The following is a 17,937-nucleotide window of genomic DNA, read 5'->3' on the forward strand; positions in this document are numbered from 1 at the left end:
TGATGTTTATTCAAAATACGGTTAACCAGAATATAGTGCATACCCTATGAAGCGATTTACCATCGGCATACGTGCCAAGCTTTTGTTTTTTTCTTCCTTCTTATTGGTTATTCCTTACATGAGTTATCAATATGTTTGGCAATTAGAAACCTATTTACGTATTGGTCAAGAGCAGACCTTAGTGGGCACGGCCCGAGCGGTAGCTACCGCATTGCACGAGCGCCCGGCTCTATTTGACAATCAATCCGCATTTTTGCCTAACATTACGCCAGGTACAGATTTATATGCCCACAAGATTCAGTATCCTATAAAGCTCGATGGCAAGCTGAGCGACTGGCAAGATTACCAAGATAAAATGCTAAATTATGGGGCAACTAATCTGGTTGAACAAAGTGCGATGTACAGCGAAAGTAGCTTGTCGTTTACGCATATGGTGGGGCAATATGACAAATACTTGTATGCGATGTTTGATGTTAATGATGATAATGTCATTTTTAGGCCCAATAACTCATTGCGAGTAGACCGCAATGATTATCTGCAAATTGCACTAATCAATGCAACTGGAGCCTTTGAGCGCTACATTATTGCGCCTTACCAAGCAGGCTGGGTAAATGCTTATCGCTTAGATATTAGCACTAACGCGATAAGTCCCGTAGAACTTGAAACACGGATTCAAGGGCAGTGGGAAATGACGCCGCGTGGCTATGTTTTGGAGTTGCGTTTTCCGCTATCCATGCTCTCGAGTAAAATAGCATTTGCTGTTGGCGATGTAGATGATACCCAAACGCGCCGAGTAAAATATGTGATGGGGACGGCTAACCCTGCACAATCTGAATCATTGGGTACGGTCTTGGTGCCGTCCCCAGAAATAGAACGGATAATAAAAGGCCTACAATACTCAAGTGCACGAGTATGGGTGCTTGATAAGCACATGAGGGTATTGGCGCGATCAGGCAACATACAGCAATCTCAGGGTATTGGTGCAGGCACACAAGACACCAACGAACAAGAGGGTCAGATATGGGCTTATTTAGAGAATCGTATTTTGCTGCCTCTTTATTATAAGATTTTGACCAAACCTCCTGCCGACTTTATTGATGACTTGGCAGATGCATTTGCACTGGAAGGACGCGATATAGCCAATGCTTTAGGCGGTAAGCCAAGCACCTTGTGGCGTTTAAGCTCCGATAATAAGGCCGTTATTTTGTCAGCGGCGCACCCGATTTTTATTGATGGGCAGGTTATGGGCGCGGTAGTTGTTGAGCAAACCACTCATGGTATAAGAAGCCTCAGAAATCAGGCCTTAGAAAAGCAGTTCCACTTTATTCTTGCGGTGATTTTAATTGCGACTTTTTCCCTATTTTTATTTGCCTCTCGAATTTCTAACCGCATACGTAAACTGCGTGATGAAACCGAAGGAGCGATTGATGCCAACGGTAAAATAATAGGGACGTTAAAACCCAATAGTGCAGGCGATGAAATTGGTGACTTATCGCGTTCATTTACTCAGGTGCTAAGTAAACTTTCGCAATATAACCAATATCTAGAACATATGGCCTCGCGTCTTTCCCATGAACTAAGAACGCCGGTGGCGGTAGTGAATTCTTCATTAGATAATTTGGAAATGTCTCAAAATGAAGAAGATAGGCAAGAGTATATTGGCCGCGCAAAAGCCGGCATTAAGCGCTTAAGTAAAATCCTCAATAGCATGAGTGAAGCCACACGACTTGAGCAATCAATAAGCAATAGTGAAGCGGAAGAGTTTGATATGGTAGCTGTACTAAGGGGCTGTATTCAAGGGTATCAGATGACCTATGATGAGGCTGATTTACACTTAGATATTGAACTTGAAAAAGCCCCTTTAAAAGGCTCCCCAGAGATGTTTGCACAAATGCTCGATAAAATCGTTACCAATGCTGTGGAATTTAAGCGCAAGGGCAGTGACATCAATGTGAGGCTGTTTAAGAAAGAAGACAAGCTCGCCCTGAGTGTGACAAATACCGGCCCTATTTTGCCAGACAACATGAACAACCAGTTACTTAACTCGATGATATCAGTACGTAAATCGACGACCGCCGAGCAATCTCATTTAGGGCTTGGTTTGTATGTAGCTAATATTATTGCTCAATATCATGGCGGAAAATTGAGTATTAGTAACCTACCAGACCATAGTGGTGTTATTGTATTGTGCGAGTTTATGTAGCGTACAAGATTTAGTGTGATGTACTATACAATTCGACAATAAAAATAAACAAAAGAAAACGGAAGCCTTATGCCCTATAAAACCATTTTAGCGTTGTTGGTGACTAACGCTGCCTTGTTTGCGTTGATACTCATCTATCCACGTTTGACCATTCTTCTTTATATTTCAATCCCATTATTGCTATTAGCTATTTATGATTCTTTTCAAAAGAAACATGCATTAATGCGCAATTTTCCCATTGTTGGACGTTTTAGGTGGCTAATGGAGTTTGTCCGACCATTTTTTCAGCAATATCTACTCGAATCAGACACCGGTGGGGCGCCTATTCCCAGAATGTTTCGTAATATTGTTTATCAACGTGCGAAAAATAGTCGCGATACCATCCCTTTCGGCACACAAGTTGATACTTACCAAACCGGATATGAATGGATTGGTCATAGCATTGGGGCGCTTGATGTCAAAGATGTCGACTGCAGCCCCCGCGTAAGCGTGGGTGGTAAAGATTGCAAACAGCCTTACACCGCGAGCATATTAAATATCTCGGCAATGAGTTTTGGCTCATTAAGTAAACCTGCGCTTCAGGCATTAAATAAAGGAGCGCGCTTAGGCAAGTTTTATCACAATACCGGAGAGGGTGGTGTTAGCCCTTATCATTTAGAAAACGGTGGCGATCTTGTTTGGCAAGTAGGCACTGGCTATTTTGGTTGTCGCAACAAAGATGGCAGTTTTAGTGCAGATTTGTTTGCAAGGCAAGCAAAGCACGAGCACATTAAAATGATTGAAATAAAACTCTCTCAAGGTGCTAAACCTGGCCATGGTGGTATTTTGCCAGCCTCAAAAAATACGCCTGAAATTGCGGAAATACGAGGCGTTCAAGCAGGCACTCAAGTAGATTCTCCACCCTACCATACGGCATTTTCAACGCCCTTAGAACTTATTAAATTTGTGGCGAAGTTACGCGAACTAAGTGGTGGTAAGCCGGTGGGCTTTAAATTAGCGATTGGTCGAAAAAGTGAATTTATCGCTATTTGTAAAGCAATGGTAGAGCTTGATGTGCGTCCTGATTTTATTACCGTTGATGGCGGCGAGGGCGGCACTGGTGCGGCGCCTCTTGAGTATTCCAATTCAATCGGCTCGCCATTAAGAGAAGGTCTTGCCTTTGTTGACGATTGCCTTATTGGTTTTGGCTTGCGCAGTGATATTAAAATAATTGCCAGTGGCAAAATCATCTCAGGCTTTCACTTAGTCAAAAACTTAGCCTTAGGAGCAGATATTTGCAATAGTGCGCGCGGTATGATGATGGCCTTAGGATGCGTACAGTCCTTAAGCTGCAATACTAATCATTGTCCTACCGGCGTGGCGACGCAAAATCCGCGCTTATACGAAGGCTTAGTGGTGGGCGATAAAGCAACACGCGTTTATAGCTTTCAAAAGAAAACCGTCCATGCAGCAGTTGATATCCTCTCTTCGGCAGGCATTAGTAATCCGACTGAGCTTAATCGCACGCATATTTTTAGGCGGGTTAATCAGCAGGACGTGAAGCGCTATGATCAAATATTTCCGTTAATACAACCTAATTGTTTCGTCAATGGAAATATCCCTAAACGTTACGAAATAGAATATGCCGAAGCATCGATAGATACCTTTAAACCGGTATCGACTTTCTCTAAAATCGACAAAACGTTGACCTGCTTGGCATCATAAACCGCTAAATGAGGAAGTGAAGTGCATATTTTGCGACGAGAAGCGCTATCAGAAAGTCCACTTAGTCATGACTATTCTACTATAGTTGATAGAGTGCTGCGTAACAGAGGCGTTAAGTCTGACGAAGAGTTAAGTACACAAGCGAAACATCTACTCCATTATAATGGCTTAAAGGGCATCGACAAAGCAGCGCAGGTTTTGGCCGATGCGGTTGTCTCTGGGCAACAAATATTCATCATTGGTGACTTTGATGCCGATGGGGCCACGAGCACTGCCTTGTGCATACTCGCGCTTCGTAGAATGGGTGTTAATAATGCTGACTATATAGTGCCTAATCGATTTGATTATGGATATGGCTTAACGCCGCCGGTTGTGGATTTAGCCTACAAAGCTGGCGCTAAAGTATTGGTGACAGTGGATAACGGTATATCGAGTATTGAAGGCGTAAAATATGCAAAGTCGTTAGGTATGACGGTGGTAGTAACGGATCATCACTTGCCTGGAGAATCCTTGCCTATTGCCGACGCCATCGTCAACCCAAATCAACCTGGATGTGCGTTTGCGTCAAAAAATCTAGCGGGTGTTGGTGTTGCATTTTATGTCATGTCGGCCACTAAAAACGAGTTGAATAAACGCGGTTATTTTACCCAAACACAAATACCCCCGCCTAATATGGCTGATTTTTTAGATATTGTTGCCGTTGGCACGGTGGCCGATGTCGTTGTGCTTGATAAAAACAATCGCATTTTAGTGCACCAAGGAATCCAGCGAATTCGCAGCGCAAAGACTAGGCCCGGTATTCTCGCCCTATTGAATATTACTCAGCGCCAATATACAAAATGTTGTACCACCGACATCGGTTATGTAATTGGGCCGCGCTTAAATGCCGCGGGGCGTTTAGAAGATATGTCTCATGGTATTGAATGTTTATTGTGTGAAAGTTCAAGTGAGGCAGCCGATTTAGCCTTAGCCCTTGATGGGCTTAACCAATCCCGCCGAGAGATTGAGCAATCTATGCGTGAACAAGCTGAGCTCGCGTTAAATGGACTGTCTGTTGATGCTAAAAATATGCCGGCGGCCTTAGTATTATATAATGAAGACTTCCATCAAGGCGTAGTGGGAATTGTCGCCGGTAGGATGAAAGAGCAGTATTACCGTCCAACCATTGTCTTTGCAAACGACAATGAGGATGTACTTAAAGGTTCTGCGCGCTCTATTCAAGGCGTGCACATTCGTGATGCCTTAGCGCGGGTCGATAGTTTACAGCCGGGCCTGATTCATAAGTTTGGCGGTCATGCAATGGCGGCAGGCTTGTCGTTAGCTAAAGCTGATTTGCCAACTTTCCAAGCCTTACTTGTTGATGTGGTAGGCGAAATCACCAAAGATTTGCCTAAAGAAGCCATTATCCATTCTGACGGCGAATTAAGCGACCAGCAATTAACCCTTGAAAATGCGCATGCGCTGAAATATTCCATGCCATGGGGGCAAGGCTTTGAGGAGCCGCAGTTTGATGGTGTCTTTACCCTTGTGGACCAGCGAATAGTGGGCAAAAACCATTTAAAAATGACCTTAGCACAAAACCAAGTTTACGTAGATGCGATTGCATTTAATGTAGATATTGAGTCGTGGCCTAATCATCAGGTGAATGAAGTGAAAATGGCCTATAGGCTCGATATTAATGAGTTTAGAGGGCAAACCAGCCTGCAATTGATGGTGAGTGATTTAGAGGCTGTAGATTAAGCACTATGCAAAATCGTCTGCAACTTAGCGGCTATGTGCTGCATAAAAGGGCCTACCGTGAAACAAGCTTGCTGGTTGATTTTTTCTCCTTAGAGTTTGGCCGGGTAAGTGCGGTTGCTAAAGGTGCCCGCGGAAATGCTAAGTCAGATAGAAAAAGTCTATTACAACCATTTCAAAAATTAGAGTTTGAGTTGAGTGGGCGTTCACAGCTTAAGAACTTAGGACGCCTTGAAGCATTGCAAAGCGCTGTTAATATGAAAGAAACCGCGCTCTATTGTGGTTTTTATATTAACGAAATTCTCAGTCGAGCTTTGCCCGAAGCAGAAGCGATAAGCGATGTGTTTGAGCGCTACGAAGAAACCCTTTTTTTGCTCAAACAAGTTGAGAATAATGAACTAAGCCATTTTGAACCCATACTCAGGAAGTTCGAGTTTACGCTGTTGATGAGTTTGGGCTACTTACCTGATTTTAGCTATGACGCAACAACGGGCGACAATATTAAGCCAAGGCTTCATTATGAATTTAATCCGCAAACAGGATTTAGCATTTGTCACCCAAATACCAAGCGCGCTATTAATGGTGAATATATACTGGCAATAGCCCAAGGCGATTATGGTGATGCAGGACAAACGCCCATCAAACAAGCAGCGAAATACATTTGCAGAGTGGCATTGCAAAGTGTGATTGGAGATAAGCCAATAAAAAGTAGAGAGCTGTTTCTCTAAATACTTTACAAATTCGCTCACGCAAATCAAGTTGATGCTTTGTGGCCCTATATTAAAGCTGATATTATAAGATCTAGCGTTATATTTCGTGGCTTATAAATTTATTAGGGATACTGATACATGCAACCGATTTTGTTAGGTGTAAATATTGATCACATCGCGACCTTGCGTAATGCAAGAGGGACTGATTATCCAAATCCAGTGCATGCTGCCGATATTGCTGAACGCGCAGGTGCCGACGGCATTACTATTCATTTGCGCGAAGATCGTCGACACATCAAAGATAAAGATGTTTACATTCTCAAAGAAACCTTAAACAGTCGCATGAATTTAGAAATGGCAGTGACTGATGAAATGCTAGCCATTGCCGCCAAAGTAGTGCCTGAATTTTGTTGCTTGGTACCAGAAAAACGAGAAGAATTAACCACCGAAGGCGGTTTAGACGTTGCTGGCAATTTATCTAAAATACGCGATGCATGTACGATGCTGAGTGAGCAAGGAACATTTGCGTCCCTATTTATTGATGCCGACCAAGCTCAAATTGAGGCCGCGCACGAAGCTGGCGCCCCCTTTATTGAAATTCATACCGGTCAGTATGCCGAGGCGACATCAGAGTTGCAGGCCAATGAAGAACTCGCCAAACTCATCGAGGGCATAGAGTATGCAGATCGCTTGGGCTTAAAAGTTAATGCGGGGCATGGTTTGCATTATCACAATGTACAGCCAATTGCCGCTATTCCCCAATTAATCGAACTTAACATTGGACATGCTATTATCGCTCGCGCTGCATTTGATGGCCTTGCAAAGGCTGTGAGTGACATGCGTTTGTTGATGCAAGAAGCGCGAAGCCGCTCAAATCAAGCAATGCTGCTTCAAGCAATGCTACAAAACAAAGCGTAAGAGTAGCCCGATGTTATTTGGCATTGGTAATGATATTGTTGAGATTGCGCGCATCGAGAAGGCCTCGCAAGGCAACGAACGCTTTGCTTCGCGTATATTAACCGAGGCTGAACTCACTGAGTATCGCTTAAGTAAACAGCCGCATCGATATTTGGCGAAAAAATTCGCAGCTAAAGAAGCCTTGGTAAAAGCAATGGGAACCGGTATCGGAAACGGATATGGCTGGCAAATGGTGCAGGTTGAGCACAATGATTTGGGTAAGCCTTTCTTTGTTTTTTTTGATGCAATGAAAACCTTTATGGCCAAGCACAATATAATAAATTGCCAATTATCTATTGCCGATGAGCAAGCCTACGCAACGGCGATGGTTGTGCTAGAGGCAAAGTAGAAACAGATTCAAAGCCAACTTTTGCAAATAAAGTTAAGCAAAAATAATATAAAGGACCCAACTTTATGGCGCAGTTTTTTACGCCAAAATCCAACAAAAGCAAAACACTTAAGCAAAATACGACCGCGACTTTGCGTATAGATGCCCATGATCATGCAGGCAACGGTTTATGTTTGAGTAGCAAGCCCATTACCATTGTTCCCGAGGGCTTGCAGGGCGAACTTTGCCGCGTACGTTATTCAAAACAAACAAAAAAAGTCAATTTTGCTGAATTAGTTAAGGTGGAAGAAGCTAGCGAACTGCGCTCCAAAGCCTTTTGCGAGTATTATGGGCAATGTGGTGGTTGCAGTCTTCAACATACCAATGCTGGGCATGGTTTAGCCTTAAAAGAAAAAGCCTTAACCACATTCGTAAGCAACAAACTAGGAATGTCAGATACAAATGATCAGGTCGGCCTTTGGCAAGCGCCTGTTTTGTCAGATATCGATTACAATCAAACGCCAAAAAGAACAAGCTATCGGCGCAGAATTCGCCTAGCGATTGATGCGCGCAACAAGCAAAAGATAAAAATAGGCTTTAGAGCCGCTAATTCTCAATCAGTCATTGACATTAAGCGCTGCGCAATAGCTAACTGCAGTATTAACGAAAGCTTGCAAGTGCTAAGAATGCATCTCCCTCATCTACCGAGCGTGCATAAAATTGGGCACATTGTGATTACTGAAGGACTGAATCAACTACAGGTCGCTATATTTACGCCCCAGAAATTGTGCAAAAAAGTCTAGAAAAGCTAGAAGAATTAGCTTCAAGTGTTGCCTTTAACATAGTGATAGAAACAAAAGATGGGGGAAGTTTTTCTCTTCCTTGTAGCGATGAGCAGCTCGCCTCCCAGCTTTTTATTGAAGACATGCAAAATGTACCTTTGCGAATCGATAGCAGACACTTTTTGCAAGTTAACAAAGCAGTCAATCAAGCTATGATTCAACGCGCTAAAGAGTGGCTAGCGCTAAGTGCTAACGATACGGTTTATGATTTTTTTTGCGGAAGCGGCAACTTCGCTTTGTCGTTCGCTAAGCATGTAGCGAGTATTAAAGCGTTTGAGGGCGTTGAAGAAATGGTCACTGTAGCCAGTGCCAACGCGCAACGCATGGGGGTGAATAACCTTGAGTTTCATACCGCAGACTTGTCTTCGACCGATGCGCTAAAAGGCTTGGTTTTCGATGAAACCATTAAAGTTGTTTTAGACCCATCAAGGGAAGGCGCGCTTGAGCTTTGTCAATTTTTAGCGACCCAAAAACTAAGCCATATCTTGTATGTATCCTGTAACCCAAACAGTTTTGTGCGTGATGCGAGCTATTTGCTGCCCCGTTATCGCTTGAGCAAAATAAGTGCTTTGGATATGTTTCCATTTACCAAGCATCTTGAACTAATGGCTTTGTTCACGCTCAAAGCTTAAGCGCATGCGAGTAGCCGAGTGGCTCTGATGAGCATTTATCTAATTCGCAGGAAATTTTTTAAGTGCGAATAAATTGCTCATTTACTACAGTTTTATTTGCTAAACCTGTATATAATTGCAACTAGGATGAGAATTCAAATGCGTATCTTCTATGATGAGCATTGCCCCAAGCATCAAGGAAATTCATGGTTTCTATTCGTAGCGTACATCAATCTCAACGGCCCGAATTTGATGAGTGGCTAAACGACCTTTCACTGTCCACAAAAACCAAAGAAAAACTGCGGACTATTTCAGACGAACCCGAAATATTACTCATCGGGCAAGAAATGGTTGAAATCCTTCAGCAATTGCATATGGACGACGAAACCTTACAAACAGCTTTAGTCTACCCCTATTGTGAAATTCACCAACTGACTCATGAAGATATGCAAGACCGTTTTGGCAAAGGCATTGCGAATTTAGTTCTAAGTGTACGCAAAATGGAAGCAATCAATAGCCTACAATCAAAGCGCCAGCACTCAGATGCCTCGCAAGTTGATAAGCTTCGCAACATGTTACTCACCATGGTAGAAGACGTTCGAGCAATAGTGATTAAAATGGCTGAGCGAATCTGTACCTTACATAGAATCAAAAAAGAAGATGAAGAGACTCGGGTCTTGGTTGCTAAAGAATGCGCAACCATTTATGCCCCTTTGGCAAATAGATTAGGTATTGGGCAATTAAAGTGGGAGCTAGAAGATTTATCTTTTCGCTATCTACACCCGCAAACCTATCAGCGTATTGCCAATATGCTAAAAGAGAAAAGAAGCGACAGAGAACAATATATCGATGATTTTGTTGCTAACTTGCAAGATATTCTGAATAAAGAGAACATTCAAGCTGAAGTGATAGGACGACCCAAGCATATATACAGTATCTATAAGAAGATGCAGAAAAAGCAGTTAGACTTTGAGCAGCTATTCGATATTCGTGCACTTAGGATCATCGCTTCAAGACTTCAAGATTGCTATGCCGCGCTTGGTACGGTGCACGCCCATTACAAACACATTCCTAAAGAGTTTGATGATTACATCGCCACGCCTAAACAAAATGGCTACCAAAGTATCCATACCGTGGTTGTCGGGCCTGCAGGGAAGTCGATTGAAATTCAAATTAGAACCAAAGAAATGCATGATGACGCCGAACTTGGTGTTGCAGCACACTGGCGCTATAAAGAAGGAAGTGGCGGTAAATCCGGTGGCAATGATGATCGCGTAAGCTGGTTGCGTAAAATTCTACAATGGCAAGATGAACTTTCTGAATCAGGTAACTTGGTTGAAGAACTGCGTAGCCAAGTATTTGATGATCGGGTGTATGTTTTTACGCCTAAAGGGGATGTTATTGATTTGCCCCTTGGTTCAACACCATTGGATTTTGCCTATTATGTGCATAGCAATGTGGGTAATCGCTGTATTGGCGCGAAGGTTAGTGGGCGCATCGTTCCTTTTACTTACAAATTACAAAGTGGCGATCAAGTCGAAGTACTCACAGGTAAATCGCCATCGCCTAGTCGTGACTGGATGCACCCCGGATTAGGTTATGTGCATTCGGCGCGAGCACGCGCAACTATCCATTCATACTTTAAAAAGCAAGACCGAAGTAAACATATAGAAGCCGGTAAAGAGCTATTGGAGCGCGAGCTTATAAAAGCCAATGTAGCACTTAAATATGTTAGTGACGCATGTGAGAAATACAATGTAAAAACGGTTGATGATCTTTACGCATCGGTCGGAGCCGGCGATCTTCGCGTAATGACGGTGGTCCATTATTTAGAGCAGAAGTTTGCACCGCCAGCACCAGCACCAGAATTGCCGCCTATAAAAACACGCAAAGCGAAAGTGAGAAAAGGGCAAGAGCCCATCATTGCAGAAGGCGTAGGGAATTTGATGAGTTCTATTGCGAAGTGTTGTCAACCAGTCGCAGGAGAACCAATCTTGGGCTACATTACCCAAGGCAAAGGCGTGAGTGTACATAAAGAAGGTTGCCCGCAATTACAAAACCTGCTTAACCAGCACCCTGAGCGAGAAATTGAAGTGGCATGGTCTATAGAACATCAAAGCAGTTTTGAAACTGAGTTAGACATTTACTGTGAGGATCGTAGCGGCATACTTAGAGATATCACAACGGTACTTTCAAACGAGAAAGTCGGTTTGCTTGGTGTAAATAGCTTGAGTAACAAATCCAATGGCACGGCGCACATTAGAATTTCAATAGAAGTAAGCGATGCTGAAAATCTAAACCGAACCGCTGAAAAGTTGCGCCAAATAAACGATGTTAGCGACATCGTTCGCCCTTAAATTTGTTGACAGAAGGTAAAGCGACACACCTATATGAGCACAGTTAAAAATGAAAGTAAGGCCGATTTAATACAACACACTTCCATCTTAAAAGAGTTTGAAGAAGCTAAAGGAGCGAGTGTCTTAAAGCAAAGTGAACTTGAAAAAAGCAGACGCATTCAACAAAAATGCGCTGAGCTAGGTTTTGATTGGCCTGATGCTGCGCCAGTTATTGCAAAGGTCAACGAAGAACTGGATGAAGTGCAAGAAGCAATAGCTAACCCAAGTAAAACTCAAAAAGATATTGAAGAAGAGTTAGGTGATCTCTTGTTTGCCTGTGTTAATTTGTGTCGCCACTTAGATGTCAGTCCAGAGCAAGCTATAGCGAAAGCGAATATGAAGTTCATAAAACGCTTTGGGTATATTGAAACGAGTCTTTTTAAGCGCGGCGAGACAGTGCAATCGCAAAGTTTAGAAACATTAGAAGCGCTTTGGCTAGAAGCTAAACTAAAAAAATCTCAATAAACACTTCGCTTTTTCGCTCATATCTGTATAATTCGCGACCTGCCCAGCTATACCCAGATAAACCCACCTTTGGGAAGGTGGATGATTAACCCAGTTCGAAGGGACTATCAGGTTGATTCTATTAACTATTTTTAACATTTTCGGGTGAAATTGAATGAAAACTTTTGTTGCAAAGCCAGAAAGCGTAGAACGCGACTGGTATGTGGTTGACGCCGCAGACAAAACGTTAGGTCGCTTAGCGACTGAAATCGCAGTAAGACTGCGTGGTAAACATAAACCAGAGTATACTCCTCATGTAGACACTGGTGATTACATTGTTGTTGTTAACGCTGATAAAATTACCGTTACTGGTAATAAAGCGAAAGGCAAAATCTATTATAACCACAGCGGTTATGTAGGTGGCTTGAAAGAAACAACATTTGAAAAACTACTTGCTAAAAACCCTGAACAGGTTATTGAGCGTGCAGTTAAAGGTATGTTGCCGAAAGGACCACTAGGGCGTGCTATGTTCCGTAAGATGAAAGTCTTCGCTGGACCAGAGCATACGCATCAAGCACAACAGCCACAAGTTTTGGATATATAAGGAGCGCACCATGGCAGATACTCAATATTACGGTACAGGTCGTCGCAAGAGCTCAACAGCTCGTGTATTCCTTCGTCCAGGTAACGGCACTATCACGATTAACAAACGTCCTATCGATGTTTTCTTCGGTCGTGAAACAGCACGAATGATTGTTAAGCAGCCACTAGAATTAGTGGAAATGCTTGAGAAGTTTGACTTATACGTAACCGTTTCTGGCGGTGGTATTTCTGGTCAAGCAGGCGCTATACGTCACGGCATCACCCGTGCACTTATGGAATATGATGAAACACTTCGTCCAGCACTACGTAAAGCTGGCTTCGTAACACGTGACGCACGTCAGGTTGAGCGTAAGAAAGTGGGTCTACATAAAGCGCGTAAGCGTCCACAGTTCTCAAAACGTTAATCGTTTACAGTACTTTCGAAAAGCCCGGCTTGCCGGGTTTTTTTATGCCTGTATTTTGTGCTTATATTTCTACAGGTTTATGCTTGTTTTACCCCCTATACCAATGTCTAATGCCAAGCAAAGTCCGGTGTGTGCAGAATACTTGACTTAAATCAGCTATAAAGCTCGCTTTTTTAAAGTAAAACCTTGTGTTTAGTAAGTGTTTTCTTTTACCATATGTGATGAAATTTTATCAGGTCTAGTTCGGCTCTTCTTCAGCGTCATGCTTTTGAAGTAACGAGCAACAACCTCAAGATAAGCAAAGTAGGTTGAAAAGCCTAAGCAAACCCCCGGAGAACAGTTGATGAGTGAAGTATCAGCAGATGCTAATAAATCGGCACAGCACGACAATTCTAATGCAAACAATGCAGAACCGGCGTCAGATAATTCAAGGCGTAAGTTCCTCACCGTTGCGACATCGGTCATCGGTGCCGTTGGTGCAGGTTTTGCTGCAGTACCGTTTATTGCGTCGTGGCAGCCAAGTTCAAAAGCAAAAGCAGCAGGTGCTGACGTTGAGGTCGATATTAGCGGCATACAAGTAGGCCAGTTAATTCGTGTTATGTGGCGTAGTAAACCCGTTTGGATCGTACGCAGAACACCAGAGTTACTTGCGTCTCTAAGTTCCCTTGACGATCGTCTTAAAGATCCTAATTCTGAAGTAGAACAACAACCAGCATATGCTCAAAACCAATATCGTTCTATAAAAGAAGAGTATTTGGTCTTGGTGGGAATATGTACTCACTTGGGTTGTTCTCCACAGCATTTGATCGAAGGTGCTTTTTCTGAGTTCGCTGAGGGCGTTGCAGAAGGTTTCTTCTGCCCTTGTCACGGTTCTAAATTTGACATGGCCGGTCGCGTGTTCGATGGTGTGCCAGCGCCAACAAACTTAGTTGTCCCGCCCTATATGTTTTTAGATGATAAAACTATACTGCTTGGTTCTGACGAGGGAGTAGCGTAATGAATGCATTTTTAGGATGGATTGAATCACGAATTCCAATGATGCGCGTAGCAAATATGCACGCTATTCAGTACCCAGCGCCAAGGAATATGAATTTCTGGTACGTTTTTGGCTTTTTAGCCACTATCGTTTTAGTCAACCAAATCGTAACTGGTATTTGGTTAACAATGAATTTTGAACCCTCTGCAGAGCGGGCATTTGCTTCTGTTGAATACATAATGCGAGAAGTCGATTATGGTTGGCTTATTCGTTATATGCACAGTACTGGGGCGACCGCCTTTTTCGTAGTGGTTTATATGCATATGTTCCGCGGTATGATTTATGGGTCGTATCAAAAACCACGTGAGCTACTGTGGATATTTGGTATGTTAATCTACCTAGCTCTTATGGCTGAAGCTTTCATGGGCTACGTATTACCTTGGGGGCAAATGTCATACTGGGGAGCACAGGTAATTGTATCTCTATTTAGTGCAATTCCTTATATTGGCGGTCCACTCGTAGAATGGATTCAAGGCGATTACGTCATCTCTGGCGCTACCTTAAACCGTTTCTTTGCACTTCATGTCATAGCGTTACCCCTAGTTATTGTTATTTTGGTATTTTTACACATTGTTGCACTTCACGAAGTCGGCTCAAATAACCCTGATGGTGTGAACGTTAAGCATCCTAAAGGTAGCTTATCTGACGAAGAAAAAACTAAATTCAAAATTCACGAATATTATACCGATAAATACGATATTGCTGATGATGTTGTACCGTTCTTCCCGCATATTGTACTTAAGGATTTAGTCGCATTTACTATCTTCTTGTTCGCATTTTGCTACATCATGTTTTTCGCACCAGAATTAGGTGGTAAAGCACTTGAGCATCCTAACTTTGAAATAGCCAACCCCTTGAAAACACCTGAGCATATTTTCCCTGTTTGGTATTTCACGCCGTTTTACGCAATTCTAAAAGCGGTACCTGATAAACTAGGTGGCGTGATCGCGATGTTTGGTGCGATAGGCTTCTTGTTTGCATTACCGTGGTTTGACCGTTCTAACGTTCGCTCATGGCGTTACAGAAGTGGTTTACATACAACTAACTTAATTGTTTTTGCACTTGTGTTTATATTTTTAGGTTATTTAGGCGGCACGCCACAAGAAGATTGGAAAATAATAGCTTCTCGAATTGGAACGATAATGTACTTTATGTTCTTCATATTGCTGTTCATTTATTCTAAGAATGAACGTACGAAGCCTGTACCTTCGAGGATCCCACGATGAAAAAATGGATAGCTTTATTATTATTTGTACCTGGACTGGCAATGGCGGCAGGATCGGCAGTGCCCTTACAAGATCCAGAAATTGATTTGACCGACAAAGCGTCGTTACAGCGCGGTGCCCAAACGTTTATGAACTACTGCTTAGGTTGTCACCAGATGCAGTACCAACGTTATCAGCGCACGTTCAATGACTTGGACATACCAGAAGAACTGGGCCAGAAGTATCTACAGTTCACCGGTGAAAAAGTGTCTGACTACATCACCAGCCCAATGCCTAGCGACGATGCCGCAGTTTGGTTTGGAGCGCCACCTCCTGACTTGTCGCTTGTTGCGAGAGTGCGCGGTCCTGAGTGGCTTTACACTTATTTCAAAACATTTTACGTTGATGAAACCAAGACCTTCGGTGTTAACAATTTAGTCTTCCCAAATGTTGGTATGCCACACGTTCTTGAGCCACTGCAAGGTACGCCTCGCTTAGCTTATGAAACTAAGATGGTTGACGGTGAGATGGTTGAGCGTGCTGCAGGCTTAACAACCGACGGAAATGGCCGTTTGAATGAAGAAGAATACGATATGGCCATTCGTGATTTAGTTAACTTCTTAGAATATACAGGCGAGCCTACAAGACTCAAGTCAGAATCTATAGGTCGCGGTGTACTGATATTCATCGTTATATTCTTTGTTTTCGCGTTACTGCTGAAGAAAGAATACTGGCGAAATGTCAAGTAATAGACTATAATCTCGCGTCATTTTTTAGAAGGGCTCTATTAATGAATAGTGCCCTTTTTTTTGCTTTAAATTATTATAACAATTCCTATTGACCACCTGAGGTGGCGATGAGGGCTCGGAGGTAAGGATGGCAGTGGCCACTAACAAACGTTCTATCATGACCATGTTTTCAGACAACATTGATATTTATTCGCATCAGGTGCGCATAGTATTAGCTGAAAAAGGGGTTGGTGTAGAGATTATTTTTACTGATCCTAGTCAAATTAATGAAGAGCTACTTGAACTAAACCCATACGGAACAGTTCCTACACTTGTTGACCGTGAATTGGTTTTGTACAAGTCGCATATCATAATGGAATATCTCGACGAGCGTTTTCCGCATCCACCGTTAATGCCAGTTTACCCTGTGTCACGTGGTCAAAGCCGTTTAATGATGCACAGAATTGAGCAAGACTGGTATTCACTTGCTGCAAAAGTGTTCCGCAACGAACCCGGTGCAGCAGACGCAAGAAAAGAGTTAAAAGAAGCTATCTTAAGTTTAGCGCCTATTTTTGCTGAAACTGATTACTTTATGAGTGAAGAGTTTAGCCTTGTAGATTGTTACTTGGCACCTTTACTATGGCGCCTACCTGCTCTGAATATCGAGCTAGATGGACAAGGAAGCCGCGAGGTTGTGGCCTACATGAAGCGTATTTTTGAACGTGGTTCATTTAAAGCCTCATTAACGGACCAAGAGCGCGAAATTCATAACCCTCTTTAATATCTCTTTGTACTGCCGTTATAAAAACGGCAGTAGACTTCATCTTTCGAGTTAAGGAAGATACATGCAGAATATGACAAGCAACCAACCTTATTTACTTCGTGCCTTTTACGACTGGCTACTTGATAACGAGCTTACGCCTTACATGGTCGTTGACGTTAATTTTCCGGGCGTACAAGTGCCCACACAGTTTGTGAAAGATGACCAGATTGTATTAAATGTTTCGCCCAGTGCCTGTGTAAACTTCAACATGAGCTTAGAATGGGTTGAATTCCAAGCACGATTCTCGGGACAAGCTATGACGGTGTCTTTCCCATGTCACGCAGTGGGTGCTATTTACGCTAAAGAAAATGGTGCAGGCAGTGTCTTTACCTTGCAAGAGCGAAGTGTCCCTGAAGAGCCGCAGAAGGAGCCACAAAAGGAACCACAGAACACTGGGCAAAGCGAGCCGCAAAAACCCACGCTTCAGGCCGCTCCGCCGCCAAGTAAACCAAGTGGTGATGAGCCTACACCACCCAAAGGTGGTAAAAAGCCAGGTAAGAAACCGGGCTTACATATCGTAAAGTAGTAAATAACTCACTATGCAGTGAATTTCTTAAATGTGACTTCAATAAGATAAATGCCCACTTGCCGGGCATTTTTTAGTTATCTTATCTAATCGATGCTAGTTAATTAATTCCATCACACGAATCACTTTAGTTACCCCCTCTACATTCCTAACTAGTTCAACTGTTGCTCTCGCTTCTTCTTTAGTTAACTGCCCCATAATAAAAACTTCACTGTCTTCTACAATTAAGTCTAATTTGAGCATGGGGACATTTTCGTCAGTGGTCATCTTTGTGCGGATTTTTGTACTTAACCAAATATCATTTATTGTTGAGGTCGTGGGAATGGGTTCACCAAGTCTTATTTGATTATGGATTTTACTGACTTGTGGCACGGTTTCGGTGGCTTTAGTCGCTTCATCGATGAGTGTTTGGGTACGAGCTTGCCCTGTTAATAAAACTTGGCTGTTATACACGTGTACGCTGATGTCAGCGTTTTGTTCAACATTAGCAATTTTATTGATGGCGGTGCTCACCCGTGCGGTAATTGTTTTATCATCGATTTGGGTACCTAAGGTACGTCTGTCGGCATTGCTTGCAGCCGCGGTTCCAGCTGCGCCAACAGCCGCTGCAGTTACGCAACCCGATAATTGAGAACCGACAATGCCTATTACTAAAAGTAGGGCGAATTTATGTTGCATGA

At 43.0% G+C, this 17,937-nt stretch carries 18 protein-coding genes; 17 read left to right on the plus strand and 1 reads right to left on the minus strand.

All coding sequences use genetic code 11. The annotated features are described in order from the left end of the window. The first annotated feature begins 46 nt into the window (after window positions 1–46). From pdsS to AC0L6H_RS09845, 17 genes are all read left to right on the plus strand, one after another. The gene (pdsS, locus tag AC0L6H_RS09765) at window positions 47–2,203 is read left to right on the plus strand and encodes a proteobacterial dedicated sortase system histidine kinase (RefSeq protein WP_473394062.1); all 2,157 of its coding nucleotides are present in this window, start codon (window positions 47–49) and stop codon (window positions 2,201–2,203) included. Window positions 2,204–2,272: 69 nt separating this feature from the next. Continuing rightward, entirely contained in the window at window positions 2,273–3,907 is a 1,635-nt protein-coding gene (locus tag AC0L6H_RS09770; RefSeq protein WP_473394064.1) for an FMN-binding glutamate synthase family protein, read from the plus strand. Between the two features lie 21 nt (window positions 3,908–3,928). Next, window positions 3,929–5,647: a single-stranded-DNA-specific exonuclease RecJ gene (gene recJ / locus AC0L6H_RS09775; protein WP_473394065.1), complete on the plus strand. Its 1,719-nt coding sequence runs from the start codon at window positions 3,929–3,931 to the stop codon at window positions 5,645–5,647. 5 nt (window positions 5,648–5,652) lie between these two features. Beyond that, window positions 5,653–6,372 carry a DNA repair protein RecO gene (recO, locus tag AC0L6H_RS09780; RefSeq protein ID WP_473394067.1) on the plus strand — a complete coding sequence of 240 codons (720 nt, stop codon included), beginning with the start codon at window positions 5,653–5,655 and terminating at the stop codon, window positions 6,370–6,372. Between the two features lie 120 nt (window positions 6,373–6,492). Continuing rightward, window positions 6,493–7,272: a pyridoxine 5'-phosphate synthase gene (gene pdxJ, locus AC0L6H_RS09785; RefSeq protein WP_473394068.1), complete on the plus strand. Its 780-nt coding sequence runs from the start codon at window positions 6,493–6,495 to the stop codon at window positions 7,270–7,272. A 10-nt stretch (window positions 7,273–7,282) separates the two neighbouring features. Then, window positions 7,283–7,660 (plus strand): holo-ACP synthase, encoded by a 378-nt coding sequence (gene acpS, locus AC0L6H_RS09790; protein WP_473394069.1) that lies wholly within the window; start codon window positions 7,283–7,285, stop codon window positions 7,658–7,660. A 65-nt stretch (window positions 7,661–7,725) separates the two neighbouring features. Then, window positions 7,726–8,442, plus strand: coding sequence for a class I SAM-dependent RNA methyltransferase (locus AC0L6H_RS09795; protein ID WP_473394071.1), 717 nt, complete (start codon window positions 7,726–7,728; stop codon window positions 8,440–8,442). Beyond that, complete coding sequence (locus tag AC0L6H_RS09800; protein WP_473394072.1) at window positions 8,427–9,113, plus strand: class I SAM-dependent RNA methyltransferase; 687 nt, start codon at window positions 8,427–8,429, stop codon at window positions 9,111–9,113. Before AC0L6H_RS09795 ends, AC0L6H_RS09800 begins: the two co-directional genes overlap by 16 nt. 185 nt (window positions 9,114–9,298) lie before the next feature. Continuing rightward, window positions 9,299–11,449 carry a GTP diphosphokinase gene (gene relA / locus AC0L6H_RS09805; protein ID WP_473394073.1) on the plus strand — a complete coding sequence of 717 codons (2,151 nt, stop codon included), beginning with the start codon at window positions 9,299–9,301 and terminating at the stop codon, window positions 11,447–11,449. A 33-nt stretch (window positions 11,450–11,482) separates the two neighbouring features. After that, window positions 11,483–11,953 (plus strand): MazG nucleotide pyrophosphohydrolase domain-containing protein, encoded by a 471-nt coding sequence (locus AC0L6H_RS09810; RefSeq protein WP_473394075.1) that lies wholly within the window; start codon window positions 11,483–11,485, stop codon window positions 11,951–11,953. 154 nt (window positions 11,954–12,107) lie between these two features. After that, window positions 12,108–12,536 carry a 50S ribosomal protein L13 gene (gene rplM / locus AC0L6H_RS09815; protein ID WP_473394076.1) on the plus strand — a complete coding sequence of 143 codons (429 nt, stop codon included), beginning with the start codon at window positions 12,108–12,110 and terminating at the stop codon, window positions 12,534–12,536. A gap of 10 nt (window positions 12,537–12,546) precedes the next feature. Then, window positions 12,547–12,939: a 30S ribosomal protein S9 gene (rpsI, locus tag AC0L6H_RS09820; RefSeq protein WP_473394078.1), complete on the plus strand. Its 393-nt coding sequence runs from the start codon at window positions 12,547–12,549 to the stop codon at window positions 12,937–12,939. A gap of 343 nt (window positions 12,940–13,282) precedes the next feature. Further along, the gene (petA, locus tag AC0L6H_RS09825) at window positions 13,283–13,936 is read left to right on the plus strand and encodes a ubiquinol-cytochrome c reductase iron-sulfur subunit (RefSeq protein ID WP_473394079.1); all 654 of its coding nucleotides are present in this window, start codon (window positions 13,283–13,285) and stop codon (window positions 13,934–13,936) included. Next, window positions 13,936–15,201: a cytochrome b gene (locus tag AC0L6H_RS09830; RefSeq protein ID WP_473394080.1), complete on the plus strand. Its 1,266-nt coding sequence runs from the start codon at window positions 13,936–13,938 to the stop codon at window positions 15,199–15,201. The genes petA and AC0L6H_RS09830 overlap by 1 nt, the downstream gene beginning before the upstream one ends. Continuing rightward, entirely contained in the window at window positions 15,198–15,929 is a 732-nt protein-coding gene (locus AC0L6H_RS09835) for a cytochrome c1 (protein ID WP_473394081.1), read from the plus strand. The genes AC0L6H_RS09830 and AC0L6H_RS09835 overlap by 4 nt, the downstream gene beginning before the upstream one ends. Before the next feature lie 127 nt (window positions 15,930–16,056). Beyond that, window positions 16,057–16,689, plus strand: coding sequence for a stringent starvation protein SspA (sspA, locus tag AC0L6H_RS09840; RefSeq protein WP_473394082.1), 633 nt, complete (start codon window positions 16,057–16,059; stop codon window positions 16,687–16,689). 64 nt (window positions 16,690–16,753) lie between these two features. Further along, a complete protein-coding gene (locus tag AC0L6H_RS09845; RefSeq protein ID WP_473394084.1) occupies window positions 16,754–17,257 on the plus strand; it encodes a ClpXP protease specificity-enhancing factor in 504 nt (167 codons plus the stop codon). 96 nt (window positions 17,258–17,353) lie between these two features. Here the strand turns inward: AC0L6H_RS09845 and AC0L6H_RS09850 are convergent, their stop codons facing one another. Then, the gene (locus tag AC0L6H_RS09850; protein ID WP_473394085.1) at window positions 17,354–17,935 is read right to left on the minus strand and encodes a BON domain-containing protein; all 582 of its coding nucleotides are present in this window, start codon (window positions 17,933–17,935) and stop codon (window positions 17,354–17,356) included. Between the last annotated feature and the right edge of the window lie 2 nt (window positions 17,936–17,937).

Source organism: Glaciecola sp. G7-5 (assembly GCF_055808975.1).